This window comes from Pseudomonas spartinae (assembly GCF_965197125.1).
GTDB classification, from domain to species: Bacteria; Pseudomonadota; Gammaproteobacteria; order Pseudomonadales; family Pseudomonadaceae; genus Aquipseudomonas; species Aquipseudomonas composti_A.
Map to the genome: position 1 here is coordinate 225549 of NZ_CBDAMB010000005.1, position 14590 is coordinate 240138.

At 60.4% G+C, this 14590-nt stretch carries 16 protein-coding genes; 11 read left to right on the forward strand and 5 right to left on the reverse strand.

The window, feature by feature from the left end:
• Positions 1-3: 3 nt before the first annotated feature.
• Positions 4-1227: a serine/threonine transporter SstT gene (gene sstT / locus ACN8M7_RS13725; RefSeq protein ID WP_490261118.1), complete on the reverse strand. Its 1224-nt coding sequence runs from the start codon at positions 1225-1227 to the stop codon at positions 4-6.
• Between the two features lie 375 nt (positions 1228-1602).
• Between sstT and ACN8M7_RS13730 the strand changes: the two genes are divergently transcribed.
• Complete coding sequence (locus ACN8M7_RS13730; RefSeq protein WP_490261168.1) at positions 1603-2844, forward strand: glutamine synthetase family protein; 1242 nt, start codon at positions 1603-1605, stop codon at positions 2842-2844.
• Positions 2845-2882: 38 nt separating this feature from the next.
• Complete coding sequence (locus ACN8M7_RS13735; protein ID WP_490261119.1) at positions 2883-4205, forward strand: MFS transporter; 1323 nt, start codon at positions 2883-2885, stop codon at positions 4203-4205.
• A gap of 13 nt (positions 4206-4218) precedes the next feature.
• On the opposite strand, the gene ACN8M7_RS13740 is transcribed toward ACN8M7_RS13735, so the two are convergent.
• The 4 genes from ACN8M7_RS13740 to flgA all read right to left on the reverse strand — a co-directional run bounded on the left by ACN8M7_RS13740 (position 4219) and on the right by flgA (position 6807).
• Positions 4219-4968 (reverse strand): flagellar brake protein, encoded by a 750-nt coding sequence (locus tag ACN8M7_RS13740; protein WP_061241508.1) that lies wholly within the window; start codon positions 4966-4968, stop codon positions 4219-4221.
• Between the two features lie 91 nt (positions 4969-5059).
• Entirely contained in the window at positions 5060-5527 is a 468-nt protein-coding gene (locus tag ACN8M7_RS13745; protein ID WP_490261120.1) for a flagella synthesis protein FlgN, read from the reverse strand.
• Between the two features lie 50 nt (positions 5528-5577).
• Positions 5578-5913, reverse strand: coding sequence for a flagellar biosynthesis anti-sigma factor FlgM (flgM, locus tag ACN8M7_RS13750; RefSeq protein WP_061241505.1), 336 nt, complete (start codon positions 5911-5913; stop codon positions 5578-5580).
• Positions 5914-6048: 135 nt separating this feature from the next.
• On the reverse strand, positions 6049-6807 hold the full coding sequence (gene flgA, locus ACN8M7_RS13755; protein ID WP_490261121.1) for a flagellar basal body P-ring formation chaperone FlgA: 759 nt from the start codon (positions 6805-6807) through the stop codon (positions 6049-6051).
• A gap of 78 nt (positions 6808-6885) precedes the next feature.
• Here flgA and ACN8M7_RS13760 point away from each other — a divergent pair, with 78 nt between their 5' ends.
• The 9 genes from ACN8M7_RS13760 to flgH all read left to right on the forward strand — a co-directional run bounded on the left by ACN8M7_RS13760 (position 6886) and on the right by flgH (position 14544).
• Positions 6886-7818, forward strand: coding sequence for a chemotaxis protein CheV (locus ACN8M7_RS13760; protein ID WP_061241501.1), 933 nt, complete (start codon positions 6886-6888; stop codon positions 7816-7818).
• Between the two features lie 44 nt (positions 7819-7862).
• On the forward strand, positions 7863-8690 hold the full coding sequence (gene cheR / locus ACN8M7_RS13765; RefSeq protein WP_061241499.1) for a protein-glutamate O-methyltransferase CheR: 828 nt from the start codon (positions 7863-7865) through the stop codon (positions 8688-8690).
• 353 nt (positions 8691-9043) lie between these two features.
• Complete coding sequence (gene flgB, locus ACN8M7_RS13770) at positions 9044-9451, forward strand: flagellar basal body rod protein FlgB (RefSeq protein WP_061241497.1); 408 nt, start codon at positions 9044-9046, stop codon at positions 9449-9451.
• Positions 9452-9462: 11 nt separating this feature from the next.
• Positions 9463-9906, forward strand: a complete 444-nt coding sequence (gene flgC, locus ACN8M7_RS13775; RefSeq protein WP_061241495.1) for a flagellar basal body rod protein FlgC — start codon at positions 9463-9465, stop codon at positions 9904-9906.
• 19 nt (positions 9907-9925) lie between these two features.
• Complete coding sequence (gene flgD / locus ACN8M7_RS13780) at positions 9926-10591, forward strand: flagellar hook assembly protein FlgD (RefSeq protein ID WP_061241493.1); 666 nt, start codon at positions 9926-9928, stop codon at positions 10589-10591.
• A gap of 36 nt (positions 10592-10627) precedes the next feature.
• Positions 10628-11998, forward strand: coding sequence for a flagellar hook protein FlgE (flgE, locus tag ACN8M7_RS13785; RefSeq protein ID WP_061241491.1), 1371 nt, complete (start codon positions 10628-10630; stop codon positions 11996-11998).
• Positions 11999-12210: 212 nt separating this feature from the next.
• A complete protein-coding gene (locus ACN8M7_RS13790; RefSeq protein WP_061241489.1) occupies positions 12211-12951 on the forward strand; it encodes a flagellar basal body rod protein FlgF in 741 nt (246 codons plus the stop codon).
• A gap of 46 nt (positions 12952-12997) precedes the next feature.
• Positions 12998-13783: a flagellar basal-body rod protein FlgG gene (gene flgG / locus ACN8M7_RS13795; protein ID WP_061241487.1), complete on the forward strand. Its 786-nt coding sequence runs from the start codon at positions 12998-13000 to the stop codon at positions 13781-13783.
• A 38-nt stretch (positions 13784-13821) separates the two neighbouring features.
• Positions 13822-14544 carry a flagellar basal body L-ring protein FlgH gene (gene flgH, locus ACN8M7_RS13800; RefSeq protein ID WP_061241485.1) on the forward strand — a complete coding sequence of 241 codons (723 nt, stop codon included), beginning with the start codon at positions 13822-13824 and terminating at the stop codon, positions 14542-14544.
• The last annotated feature ends 46 nt before the right edge of the window (positions 14545-14590 follow it).

Sequence of the window (14590 nt, forward strand, 5' to 3'; positions counted from 1 at the left end):
TTTTCAGGCCTGACGCTGTTCTTCGGCCAGGCAGGCCGCTGCGGTGAACAGCGCATCGGTGGAGGAGTTCAGCGCGGTTTCCGCCGAGTCCTGAACGATACCGATGATGAAACCGATGGCGACGATCTGCATGGCCACTTCGTTGGGAATGCCGAACAGGCTGCACGCCAGCGGGATCAGCAGCAGCGAACCGCCAGCTACGCCCGAAGCGCCGCAGGCGCTGATCGAGGCCAGAATGCTGAGCAGCAGGGCGGTGGGCAGGTCGACGGCAATGCCCAGGGTGTGCACCGCGGCCAGGGTCAGGACGGTGATGGTGATGGCAGCACCGGCCATGTTGATGGTGGCGCCCAGCGGAATGGACACCGAGTAGGTTTCCTCGTGCAGGCCCAGGCGCTGGCACAGCTGCAGGTTGACCGGAATGTTGGCCGCCGAGCTGCGGGTGAAGAAGGCAGTCAGGCCGCTCTCGCGCAGGCAGGTGAACACCAGCGGATAAGGGTTGCGACGAATCTTCCAGTACACCAGTACCGGGTTGACCACCAGGGCGACCAGCAGCATGCAGCCAACCAGCACGATTAGCAGGTGCAGGTAGCCGAGCAGGGCGTCGAAGCCGGACTCGGCCAGAGTGGCGGCTACCAGGCCGAAGATGCCCAGCGGTGCGAGGCGGATCACCAGCTTGACGATGGAGGTGACGCCGCCCGACAGGTCCCCCAGCAATTGCTTGCTGCCGGCACTGGCATGGCGGAAGGCGAAGCCCAGGCCGATGGCCCAGGCCAGGATGCCGATGAAGTTGCCGCGCAGCAGCGCGTTGACCGGGTTATCGACCACGTTCATCAGCAGGGTCTTGAGGACTTCGCCGATGCCGCCGGGGGGTGTCAGTTCTGCGGCCTGGCTGCTCAGCACCAGCGACGAGGGGAAGGCGAAACTGGCAACCACGGCGACCAGTGCGGCGCTGAAGGTGCCGAGCAGGTACATCAGTAGAATCGGGCGGATATGGGTCTGCTGACCGTGCTGGTGGTTGGCGATGGAGGCCATCACCAGGATGAACACCAGTACCGGCGCCACCGCTTTCAACGCGGACACGAAGACATTGCCGATGAAACCGACGGACAGCGCAGCCTGGGGAGCGATGACTGCAAGGGCGATACCTGCGAGCAGGCCGATGATGATCTGCGTCACCAGACTGGTGCGGTTGAGAAACTGCAGGGCAGGGTGGATAGCTTGGGACATCAAGTGGTTCTCTGGTTGCGCAGCACGGTGCAATGGGCGTCGTGCCTGGATCGAGAGGGCTTCCAGCACCGCCTTCGAGAGGTGGTCCGAAAAAATAGCGCGCGACTCTAGCACAGCCTTGTGAGGCTTCGAGCCAGACGCAGGCAACAGGACGACAGGGTGCAAGCCCGTGTCGCATCTCGGCAAGCTTCGTCTGCTTGAAATATTGAACGTCTGATGCGTATTTTGTACGAAACGCCGCCGCAGAGCGGCATCTGCCAAGGACAATCGAAGATGAGTACTACCAGCCGCTGCGACCTGGAAACCCTGCTTTTGGGGATCGACGAGGTCGAGTGCGTCACCCCCGATCTAAATGGCGTCCCTCGCGGCAAGGTGATGACGGCAGCCGGCTTTCTCGAGGGTCGTCGTTTGCAGCTCGCTCGCGGGGTGCTGCTGCAGTGCATCATGGGTGGTTATCCGTCGGCACGTTTCTACGGCAGCGATGACGGCGACCTGGCGCTCAATGCCGAGCCGAGCCAGATTCACCGCCTGCCCTGGAGCGACGCGCCGCGTGCACTGGCCATCTGCGATGCGGACGAACTGGACGGTCGCAGTTCCGGCTTGTCCACGCGTGGCTTGCTCAAGCGCGTGCTGGCGCGCTACGCCGAGCACGGTTGGCAGCCAGTCGTTGCGACCGAGCTGGAGTTCTTCGTGTTTGCCGCCAACCCCGATCCGATGCAGGCGTTCCAGCCGCCGCTGGGGTTGGATGGCCGTCGTGAGGATGGTGGTTCGGCGTTCAGCGTCAGTTCCGGCAATGGCTTGCGGCCGTTCTTTGCCGAGGTCTATCGCTGCATGGAGGCGCTGGGGCTGCCGCGCGACACCTTCATGCACGAAATGGGTGTCAGTCAGTTCGAGATCAACCTGTTGCATGGTGATGCGCTGCAACTGGCCGATCAGACCTTCCTGTTCAAGCACCTGCTCAAGGAGGTCGGGTTCAAGCATGGCCTGTCCGTGGTCTGCATGGCCAAACCCCTGGCGCATACGCCGGGCAGCTCCATGCATATTCATCAGAGCGTGGTGGAGCAGGGTAGCGGCCGCAATATCTTCAGCGCCGACGATGGTGAGGCTACGCCGGCTTTCTATCACTTCATTGGTGGCCAGCAGGCTGCAATGGCCGATTTCACCCTGCTTTTCGCCCCGCACGTGAATTCCTATCAGCGCTTGTGTCATCCCTATGCCTCGCCGAACAATGCCTGCTGGTCGGCGGACAATCGTGCCGCCGGGCTGCGCATTCCGGCCAGTGCCCCGGTAGCTCGACGAGTTGAAAATCGCCTGCCAGGCGCTGATGCCAACCCTTATCTGGCGCTGGCGGCCAGCCTAGCTGCCGGGCTGCATGGCCTGGAATGCGAGCTGCAACCAAGCGCAGCGATCCAGGGTGAATTCGAGGTGCCTGACGAATTGGCGCTACCCTGTACCATGCACGCGGCCATCGAGCGTCTGAAACGCAGTGAGCTGGCAATCGAACTGTTCGGTGCGGAATTCATCGAAGGTTACATCGCCAGCAAGACCATGGAACTGACCAGTTTCTACGATGAAATTACGCCCTGGGAGCGTCGTGTTCTCGCCGCGCAGGCTTGACGCCGACCCCAGTACCGCACAAGGAGCTTTACCCGCCAATGCGACTGATCTGGAAGTCATTCCGCTCGTTGTACTTCGCCACGTTGTTGATGTTGCTCGGCTCCGGTCTGCTCAGTACCTACCTGGCGCTGCGTCTGGCCGATACGGTCGACGGTCTGTGGGTCGGTGCGTTGATGGCGGCCAACTATTTCGGCCTGGTACTGGGTGGCAAGCTGGGGCATCGGCTTATCGGCCGGGTCGGGCATATCCGTGCTTACGTAGCTTGTGCCGGGGTGGTCACTGCAGCGGTGCTGGGGCACGGTCTGGTGGAGTGGCTGCCGTTCTGGCTGTTTCTGCGCATGCTCGTTGGTCTGGGCATGATGTGTCAGTACATGGTGATCGAGAGCTGGCTCAACGAGCAGGCCGAAGCCAAGCAGCGCGGTCTGGTGTTCAGTGGCTATATGGCCGCCTCTTATCTGGGGCTGATTCTCGGGCAGCTGACGTTGGTGGTTCACCCCACGCTGGGGTTGGAGCTGTTGATGTTGGTGGCATTGTGTTTTGCCCTTTGTCTGGTGCCGGTTGCGCTGACCCGTCGCCTGCACCCGGCGCCCCTGCATCCAGCACCGCTGGAACTGCGTTTCTTTCTCAAGCGTGTACCGCTGTCGCTGACCACCATTTCAGTGGCCGGCCTGCTGATCGGCTCCTTCTATGGTCTGGCGCCGCTGTATGCCACGCGTATGGGCTTGTCGACCGAGCAGGTGGGTCTGTTCATGGGTAGCTGCATTCTGGCAGGCCTGCTGGTGCAATGGCCGTTGGGTTGGCTATCGGATCGTCAAGACCGCGTGCGCCTGATTCGCGGCTGCGCCGTCTTGCTGCTGTTAGCGGCACTGCCGCTGGCGGCGTTGCCGAAAGTCTTTCTCGGTCTGCTGATCTGCATTGGTTTTCTGGTCAGCCTGATGCAGTTCAGCCTCTATCCGCTGGCGGTGGCACTGGCCAACGACCACGTGGAGCCGGAGCGGCGTGTGTCGCTCACCGCCATGCTGCTGGTGACGTTCGGTGTCGGCGCCTGTATCGGCCCGTTGCTGACCGGCGTACTGATGCGCTTCTACGGGGCCAACATGCTGTACGTGTTCGTCTGCGTCTGCGCGCTGATCCTGATCTGGCGCATTCGTCCGGAGGTGGTGACGCATCTGCATCAAGTCGATGACGCACCGCTGCAGCACATGGCTATGCCCGGTAACGTCACCAGCTCGCCATTGGTCGCTGCGCTCGATCCGCGCGTGGATGAGCAGGACGTGCAGGAGCAGATGCAGGAGCCCGCTGCTGCGGCAGCAGCGGCGGCGGCTGAAGAAGACCAGCAGAAGGCACAGGCAGCCCAGTAGAGGCTGCAGTGACTTAGAAGGGGCCGTCGCTCTCGGTGCGGCGCGCCTCGCGCTGCAGTTGATAGACGAAGCGCTCGACCTGGCGTTGTTCCAGGCCGTTCATGCGGTGAAAGCGCGTACCGACGAAGGTCATGTCGACCTTGTCGTCGTACTGCACGTGACGCAGTTCCACGGCGCAGGTCATGTTGCCAAAGGGCAGGTAGGCGGTAAGGCGCTCGTGCACCTGGCCGTTGTTCAACTGCTGGGAGAGATTGCCGGCGAAGCGCAGCTTGCAGCCGGTAGCCGAGATATCCAGCAGGTGCCCTGGTAGCGGTTCGCGTAGCTTGTCGCCATTGAGCACAACCTTGACCAGGTCGCCCTGCTTCAGCTGTGCGCGAAAGGCACTGCGGCGCTGGTGATAGATCACTTCGCTGGGTAGCGGTGTCCAGTAGCAGGGTGCGCCTTCCAGCTCACCGAGTTGTACATCGTGATCACAGGTCCAGGCGACTCGTACACCGTCGCGAAACGCTTCGACATTGAAGGTTTCACCCTGCTTGAGAAAGCGCTCGCCATCATTGGGGATGATTTCGTCCAGCGCCACACGTGCGCGATCCTTGTCGATCTCAACGAGGTAGCTTTGGAAACGCAGGCCACGCCCCTTGAACTGAATGATCAGGGGGTCATGGTTTTGTTGCAGTTGACGCAGGGTGGCAATGATCTCTATGGATGTCTTGAGCACCTTGGGCGGTTGAGGACCGCTCTCGTCGTTGAACGCGCTGGACACAGGTCGGAACTCTCCGAATCATGGGCTACAACGGCACTAGCATACTGGCGGAGTGCCTGCATGTCCCTGTGCTTTTTGTTGGGGGGATGGCTCAGGCCTGGCTGAGCGGTCTTTGCTGCGCGATTCTAGCGGCACTGCCACGGCTGTCATAGAGGCCGGGCGTCTCTCCGCCGCGCAGAATACCCAGGACGCTACCGACGGAGGCCTGACTGGCGCGGATCAGGCGACCATTGCGCAGGTTGGCTTCCTGGCAGCGTTGCAGCAAGGTAGAAAGTTCTTCGCTGCGTGCAATTAGCTGTCCGCCCACGGGGGATTGGCTCGCCAGCGCGGTCAGTCCGTCGCGATCAGCGCTCAGGCCGGCGTTTTGCAGGAGGCGGCTACGGTCATTGCCATGTTGCTGGAGCAGGGCAAGAAGGGGTTGTTTTTCACCGAGCAGGCTATCGAGGCGTGGTAGATCACGTTCGGTGAGCGCCTGGAATTCGCTATCGATCAGCTCAAGCAATTGCTCGGCGGTGCCGATATCGGAGGAGAACAGGTCAAGCAAGGCTGTGTCGTGCATGGCGGGCTCTTGGGGGTCGGGCGTCCAACACCCCCAGCGCAGCCCTGGGACTAGCGCTGGGATTCGAAGTCGAGCAGTTTCTGGGCGACGCGTTTGCTGTCGACCTGATAGCTGCCGTCGGCGATGGCCTGCTTCAGCTCGGCCACACGCTCCTTGTTGACGATTGGCTGATCACGCAGCTTCTCGCCGATAGTTTGCAACTGCTGTGCCTCACGGCTCAGTTGCACGGATTCACCGCTCTTGGCGTTGGTTTGCTCATCGCTACCGGTGACAGGCGCCTTGCTCGGCTGCGCCGACTCGTTGCGATTGCCAGTCTGAGTCGCGCCGGTACGTCCCGTGTTAGCGGGCGTATTGGCATTGTTCAGCCGGTTGAAGTCGATGACCATGATGCAGAACCTCGGACGATATGGTGGACGCTTGCCATGCTTTTCGGCCACTGCCGGGAAAACTTTAGGACTAATTTCATTGCGTCTTGGGACAGTGTAGGGAATCGCCAGACCTTTGCGCTACAAGAAACATGCCTACATGGATACTTCCACCTGCCCTGGACCGACCACACGGGCTCGCACCACTCGCTGCGAGCGCAGGTTGCGTACGTTGATCTGCTCACCCGGCGCCCCGTCTGTAAGGGCTTCACCGGGCATGCGCACGTTGACGGTGGTACCGCGAGCGCTTATCACCACCTGATCGCCCCGACGAATGACCTCGGCCACTTGCAGATGAGTCGAGAGAAGAATCTGGTTACTGCCGAGTTGACGCGTCAATTTCTTGCCGATCGCCTGGCTCAGGTCGGTGAGGAAGTTCTGTCCCAATTGCCCGACATCGCGCTCAACCAGGTTCAGATCCGCAGCCTTGACTACGCTCATGCGCTTGAGGGGGCGCGTCAGTACGACGACGGGGCGATACAGGCGGACTTCAGCAGGGACAAACACCGTCCATGGGGCGCTGCCATCGCAACGGACCCGGGTGGTGACGCGGCCCAGTGGCTGCGCCGGGCTTTCCAGCGTGGTGGTCAGGGGTTGGTCGCATAGCGGTAGGCGCAGGCGCGGGTCGAGCCGATTGACACGAATCTCATGGCGGCCCTGAATTTCGCTACGCTGTAGATATTCGGTGGTCGCCTGCTCAAGAAAAGACTCGGTGACGCCGATAAGTTGTTCAGTGCTGGTGAAGCCAGCCGCCGCCGTACCGCTGTAGCCGAGTGTCGGCAAAGCGAGTAAAACGAACAAAGTTGCAAGGCACTTTGCCAGCGGCTGACGGAATGATGACGTTCTCTGTTTCATAAGCAATGCAAAGCAAGCCCCGTGCCGCCTGCTAGGCTCAAACGGGGTACGCGTGACTAGACGAGAAGGAGTCCGGGCATGGCCGGGTTGATGGATTCGGTTAACCAGCGAACTCAGCTGGTGGGGCAGAACCGCTTGGAGTTGTTGCTGTTTCGCCTGGAAGGCCCACAGCTATACGGGATCAACGTATTCAAGGTGAAAGAGGTGCTGCAGTGCCCGAACCTCACCATCATGCCCAAATCCAGCCCGGTAGTGAGGGGCGTGGCTAACATTCGTGGGGGCACCATTCCGATTCTCGATCTCTCCATTGCTACCGGCCGTGCGCCGCTGGGAGATCTGAAGACCAGTTTCGTGATCATCACCGAGTACAACACCAAGGTTCAGGGTTTTCTGGTGCGCTCGGTCGAACGGATCGTGAACATGAACTGGGAAGAGATCCATCCGCCACCCAAGGGTACCGGTCGCGATCACTACCTGACCGCAGTCACGCGGCTCGACCAACAGCTGGTCGAGATCATCGACGTCGAGAAGATCCTTGCCGAGGTCGCTCCGACCTCCGAGGTGATCTCCGCTGGCGTCATCGATGATCAGGTTCAGAGTCAGGCGGTGACCAAGCATGTGCTGATCGTCGATGACTCCTCGGTGGCGCGAAAACAGGTTTCGCGCTGCCTGCAGACTGTTGGTGTTGAAGTGACCGCGCTGAATGATGGCCGCGAGGCGCTCAATTACCTGAAGAAAATGGCGGAGGAAGGGCGGCATCCTGACAAGGAATTGCTGATGCTGATTTCCGACATCGAGATGCCGGAAATGGACGGCTACACCCTGACCACGGAGATTCGTAGCGATCCGCGCATGCAGAAGCTGCATATCCTCCTGCATACTTCGCTTTCCGGTGTGTTCAACCAGGCGATGGTGAAGAAGGTGGGGGCTGATGACTTCCTTGCCAAGTTCAAGCCAGATGATCTGGCAGCGCGTGTGGTCGATCGCATTCGTGTATCGGAAGGGGGCTGAAGGGACGACCTTTGGCGAACGTTATGGTTGGTGAGGCGGCATTAGTGTCTTCAGGTAATTTGGATTTCGAGCAGTTCCGGACTTTCCTGGAAAAGGCCTGCGGTATTTTGCTTGGTAGCAACAAGCAGTATCTGGTCTCCAGCCGTCTGAACAAGCTGATGGAACAGAACGGCATCAAGACCCTGGGCGAGCTGGTGCAGCGTATGCAAAGCCAGCCACGCGGAGGGCTGCGCGAGCAGGTGGTCGATGCCATGACGACCAACGAGACGCTTTGGTTTCGCGACACCTATCCCTTCGAGGTGCTCAAGAGTCGCGTGCTGCCGGAGCTAATCAAGGCCTATCCGGCTCAGCGCTTGCGCATCTGGTCGGCGGCATGCTCGTCCGGTCAGGAGCCTTATTCCTTGTCGATGTCCATCGACGAGTTCGAGCGCAGCAACCTCGGCCAGCTCAAGGCCGGTGTGCAGATCGTTGCCACCGACCTTTCGCCGTCGATGCTCAGCAACTGCAAATCCGGTGAGTACGACAGCCTGGCCATGGGCCGGGGGCTTTCACAGGAGCGCCTGCAGCGTTACTTCGATCCGAAAGGGCCGGGTCGCTGGCAGGTCAAGGCGCCGATCAAGAGCCGCGTTGAGTTCCGTCCGCTCAATTTGCTCGATAGCTACGCGGCGCTGGGCAAGTTCGACATCGTGTTCTGCCGCAACGTGCTGATCTACTTCTCGGCCGAGGTGAAGAAGGACATCCTCACGCGCATTCACGCCACGTTGAAGCCGGGTGGTTATCTGTTCCTTGGTGCTTCCGAGGCGCTCAATGGCCTGCCGGAAAAGTACCAGATGGTGCAGTGCAGTCCAGGGATCATCTACAAGGCCAAATAGCCGCGCGGTGTGTTCAGTCCAGTAACGGGAGGCCAATGGCCTCCCGTTTGCGTTTCTGGGGTTGGCCATGGTGGTTCGGCTGCGTATGGCTGGATGGAGAGGGCGCACCGGCAATCTGACGCAACTTCATGGGCAGCGCGCAGGGGGCGCGCCGCATTTCCGTGGGCGGCAATCTCCGTTCTGGGTGTTGCCGCTCGCTTGCCAGTAGGCGGTAAGGCCTTGCCGCCTTGCCGCTTTTGTTAGCTGTTTATTTTTGTAAGTGACTGATTTTATTGGTTTATTTTGGTTGGCACAGCCTTTGCTGAGTAGCTTGTAACAGAGACCACATGGCCCAAGCGGCAAAGGTTCGGAACATGAGCATCAACTTCGGCAGAGCACTCGGCATCCACGAACAGGCACTCGGTTTCCGCGCCCAGCGCGCCGAGGTGCTGGCCAACAACATCGCCAACGCCGATACCCCGAACTACAAGGCGCGTGATCTGGACTTCGCCAGCGTCCTGGCCGAGCAAAGCAATCGCATGCAGCGCGGTGGCGTTTCCCTGAATCGCACCGACAGCCGCCACATCCCGGCCGAAGGCGTCAGCAGCGGCGAAGCTGAGCTGCCGTACCGCACGCCGTTCCAGGCCTCGCTGGACCAGAACACCGTCGACCTGCAGATCGAGCAATCGAACTACGCCGAGAACTCGGTGCAGTTCCAGGCCAGCTTCACCTTTCTCAATAGCAAATTCAAAGGGCTGACTGCAGCCCTGCGCGGCGAATAAGGAGCGCGACCATGTCCCTTGCCAGTGTCTTCAACATCGCCGGAACCGGCATGAGCGCCCAGAGCACTCGCCTGAACACCATTTCCAGCAACATCGCCAACGCCGAGACCGTGTCTTCGAGCCTGGATCAGACCTACCGTGCTCGCCATCCGGTGTTCGCCACCATGTTCCAGCAGGCGCAGAACGGCGACCGTGGTTCGCTGTTCGCCGAGCAGGATGAGGCCGGTCGTGGTGTGCAGGTGCTGGGTGTGATCGAGGATCAGAGCAGCCTGATGCCGCGTTACGAGCCTGATCACCCGATGGCCAATGCCGACGGGTATGTCTACTACCCGAACGTCAATGTGGTCGAGGAGATGGCCGACATGATCTCAGCCAGTCGTGCTTTCCAGACCAACGTTGAAATGATGAACACCGCCAAACAGATGCTGCAGCGTGTGCTGACGCTGGGTCAGTAAGCCGAGACGAGGAAATCACATGAGTACCGTAAATGGCGCTGGCTCTGTATTGGATCAATACCAGCTCAAGCCGGAAGGTCCGAAAAGCAAGGATCTCGGCAAGAACGAGTTTCTGAACCTGCTGGTGGCGCAGCTCAACAACCAGAACCCGCTGGAGCCTCAGGGTAACGGTGAGTTCATCGCCCAGCTGGCGCAGTTCAGTCAGGTGGAGGGAATCGAGAAGCTCAACACCAGCATGGGGTCGATGCTTTCCAGCTTCCAGTCCTCGCAGGCGCTGCAGGCGTCTTCTCTGGTCGGGCGCAAGGTGATCGTGCCGAGCGAGAAAGCTGTGGTCGATACCAGCGAGAGCTTCAAGGCCAGTACCGTTTTGCCGGTCAGCAGCAGCAACGTGTACGTCAATGTCTACGACAATTCCGGTTCGCTGGTGACGCGCGTCAACCTGGGCGAGCAGGCTGCCGGTAACGTCAGCTTCATCTGGGATGGCAAGGACTCCGACGGCAATGTGGTGCCGCCGGGTACCTATAAATTCGAGGCTCAGGCCACCTACGACGGCGAGACCAAGGGGCTGTACACCTTGCTGCCGGCCAACGTCGACAGCGTCACCTTGGGCGGCAGTGAGCTGATGCTCAACCTTGCTGGTCTGGGCAGCGTTCCGCTTTCTCAAGTGCAGGTCATCGGCCAATAACTATTGCCGCCGGCAGTTCCGGCAAAGGAGTTTTCCATGTCGTTCAATATTGGTCTTAGCGGTCTGCGTGCTGCGACCAGCGACCTCAACGTCACCGGTAACAACATCGCCAACGCCGGCACTGCAGGCTTCAAGCAGTCTCGTGCCGAGTTCGCCGATGTCTACGCCGCTTCCGTGCTGGGTACCGGCAAGAACGCTCAGGGCAGCGGTGTGCTGCTGGCGGACGTTTCGCAGCTGTTCAATCAGGGCAACGTCAACTACACCAACAATGCGCTGGATATGGCCATCAACGGCAATGGCTTCTTCATGACCAGCAACAACGGTGAGATGAGCTACACCCGGGCGGGTTATTTCGGCACTGATCGCGATGGTTATATCGTCAACAACTTCGGCTACCGCCTGCAGGGGTATGCGGCCGATGACAGCGGCAACGTCTTGCCGGTGCAGGCTGATCTGCGCGTCAGTGCTGGCCAGCAGGAGCCCCGGGCGACTACCACCGTCTCCCAGCGGACCAACCTGAACTCCAATGCCGTTCGTCCCGCCAATGCCGGGACCATGGCGGCGCCGACCTTCGACCCGAGTGATTCGAAATCCTTCAACTGGTCGACCTCGACCAACATCTACGATTCGCAGGGTAATGCCCACGTGATGAGCCAGTACTTCGTCAAGAACGAAGCTCCGGCTAACAATGGCTGGGTCATGCATGTGCTGATCGATGGCGTCAACCCACGTGATCCCACCAGCAACCAACCGTTCAGCTATGCAGTGAACTACGATGCCGCAGGGCAACTGGCGAATCCGGCGTTGACGCCGCTGGCCAGCACGCCGGCGAATCCGGCTCTGGATGCACCCGCCATCCCGGTCGGAACGCCCAACGGTGTCTTTGCGCTCGCCGATACCGACTGGGTGCCGGCTGAAGAGGATCCGGCCAACCCAGGCACCATGGTGGCCAATGGCGCCGATAGCGAGGCCTTCACCTTCGATATGCGCGGTTCGACCCAGTACGCCGCCTCCTTCGGGGTCAATGCCGTGAGCCAGGATGGTTACACCACCGGTCAGCTGGCTGGTATCGAGATCGACGATACGGGGGTGATCTTCGCCCGCTACACCAACGGCCAGTCCAAGGTGCAAGGGCAGGTGCTGTTGGCGAATTTTGCCAACGTTCAGGGGCTGACCCCTGTGGGCAAGACCGGCTGGGTGCAGTCGTTCGAGTCGGGTGAGCCGGTGGTCGGTACGCCACGCAGCAGCACCTTGGGCGCCTTGCAGGCAGGTGCGCTGGAGGACTCCAACGTCGAACTGTCCGACCAGTTGGTGAACCTGATCGTTGCGCAGCGTAACTACCAGGCCAACGCCAAGACCATCGAGACCGAAAGCGCCATTACCCAGACCATCATCAATCTGCGTTGATGACTGGCGGTAGAGGCAAAGCGGCAAGCCAGGCTTGCCGCTTTGCCGTTCAAGGGCCGGCAAAACCCCGCCGCCGGCTTTTCTTTGCAATCTCTCTCTTCCTATAAAATCCTTTTAAATCAGTCTCTTGTATTTGTTTTTCGTGGCTGGCACAGCGCTTGCTTTAAAGCTTGCAAAGAGCCAAGGGCGTGTCGCCCACTCGGAGAATTACCATGGACAAGATGCTGTATGTCTCCATGACTGGAGCGCAGAACAACACCCTGGGGCTGCGCGCCCACGCCAACAACCTGGCGAACGTTTCCACCACGGGTTTCCGCCGTGATTTCGAGCAGGCGCGCTCCATGCCGCTGTTCGGTGAAACCTTTCCGGCTCGGGTGTTTGCCATGAGCGAACGTCCCGCCACCGATTTTCGTCCGGGCTCGCTGCAGGAAACCGGGCGTGACATGGATGTGGCGGTGGGCGGCAAGGGCTGGATAGCCGTGCAGGCTCCTGATGGCAGCGAAGCCTATGTGCGCACTGCCAGTCTGAACATCGATGCGCTGGGGATGTTGCGCACCGGCAACGGTTTGCCGGTGATGGGCAATGCCGGGCCGATTGCCGTGCCGCCGGAGCAGAAAGTGGAAATCGGCCAGGACGGCACCATCAGTATTCGTGCGTTGGGTGAGAACCCCAATGTGTTGGCTGAAGTTGACCGCATCAAGCTGGTCAACCCGGATCCCAAGAGCCTGGAGAAGGGCACCGATGGCCTGATTCGCGTCAAGGGCCAGCCTGAAGTGCTGGCGGATGCCACCGTTGAGGTGACCTCCGGCTTTCTCGAGGCGAGCAACGTCAATGCCGTCGAGGAGATGACCGCAATCCTTTCCCTGTCCCGCCAGTTCGAGCTGTCGGTGAAGATGATGCGCACCGCCGAGGACAACTCGTCGGCCATGGCGCGGGTTTTGCAGATTAGCTAATTACCAGCACGCGGCGCCGTAAAACCGGCGCCCGAGGAGAAACGATATGCTTCCGGCACTGTGGGTCAGCAAGACCGGTTTGTCCGCCCAGGACATGAACCTGACCACCATTTCCAACAACCTGGCCAACGTTGCGACCACCGGCTTCAAGCGCGATCGCGCCGAGTTCGAGGATCTGCTCTATCAGATCCGTCGTCAGCCTGGTGGCCAGTCCAGCCAGGACAGCGAACTGCCGTCCGGTCTGCAGTTGGGTACAGGTGTGCGCGTGGTGGGAACGCAGAAGATCTTCACCGCCGGCAGCCTGCAGACCACCGAGCAGCCGCTGGATTTGGCAGTGAACGGCCGTGGCTTCTTCCAGATCCTGCAGCCCAACGGCACCGTTTCCTATACCCGTGATGGCAGCTTCCATCTGAACTCCGACGGGCAGATTGTCACTTCCCAGGGCTTTGCCCTGGAGCCGGCCATCGTCCTGCCCGCCGAAGTGCGCACTTTCACCGTCGGTGAGGACGGTACCGTTTCGGTGACCACCGCCGGCAACGCGCAGCCGCAGGTGATCGGCAACATTCAGCTGGCTGACTTCGTCAACCCGGCAGGCCTTGAAGCCATCGGCAACAACCTGTTCCTGGAGACCGGTTCCAGCGGTGCGCCACAGGTCGGCAACCCAGGGCTCAATGGTCTGGGTACCACGCTGCAGAACACCCTGGAAAACTCCAACGTCAGTGTGGTGGAGGAGCTGGTGAACATGATCACCACCCAGCGTGCCTATGAAATGAACTCCAAGGTGATTTCCACCGCTGATCAGATGCTGTCCTTCGTGACGCAGAACCTCTGATTTTTTGACTCTGTTGTGAACGCCGCGAGGTAGTGGTTATGAACCGGCAAATTTTCTGTTTCCCCCTGTTGGCTGGCTTGCTGCTTGTCAGCGGTTGCGTGGCGCCGACAGCCAAGCCGGATGATCCCTATTACGCGCCGGTGCTGCCGCGTACGCCACTTCCGGCTGCACAGAACAATGGTTCGATCTATCAGGCGGGTTTCGAGAACGGCCTGTATGACGACCGCAAGGCATTTCGCGTGGGTGACATCATCACCATCTCGCTGAACGAACGGACCCAGGCCAGCAAGAACGCCAACAGCGCGCTGCAGAAAGACAGCAGCGGCACCCTGGGGGTGCCCAATCTGTTCGGTATGGCCGTCGCGCCAGACAACCCGCTGCGCAGCCTCAGCGCTCTGGGTATGACCAACAACAACCTGAGTCTGGATTCGAGCTGGGATTCCAAGCGCGCCAACACCGGCTCCGGTCAGGCCGGGCAGAGCAACAGCCTGTCGGGCTCGGTCACCGTAACCGTGGCTGAAGTGCTGCCCAACGGCATTCTGGCTGTACGTGGCGAGAAGTGGATGACGCTCAATACCGGCGATGAGCTGATGCGTATTTCCGGGCTGGTGCGAGCTGACGATATTTCCACCGATAACACCGTGTCTTCCACTCGTGTCGCCGATGCGCGCATCACCTATTCGGGTACTGGTGCCTTCGCCGATGCCAGCCAACCCGGCTGGATGAGTCGTTTCTTCATGAGCCCACTGTGGCCGTTCTGATCGCGGGGAGCTGTAGATGAAAACCTGGCTGACTCATTCCCCGTAC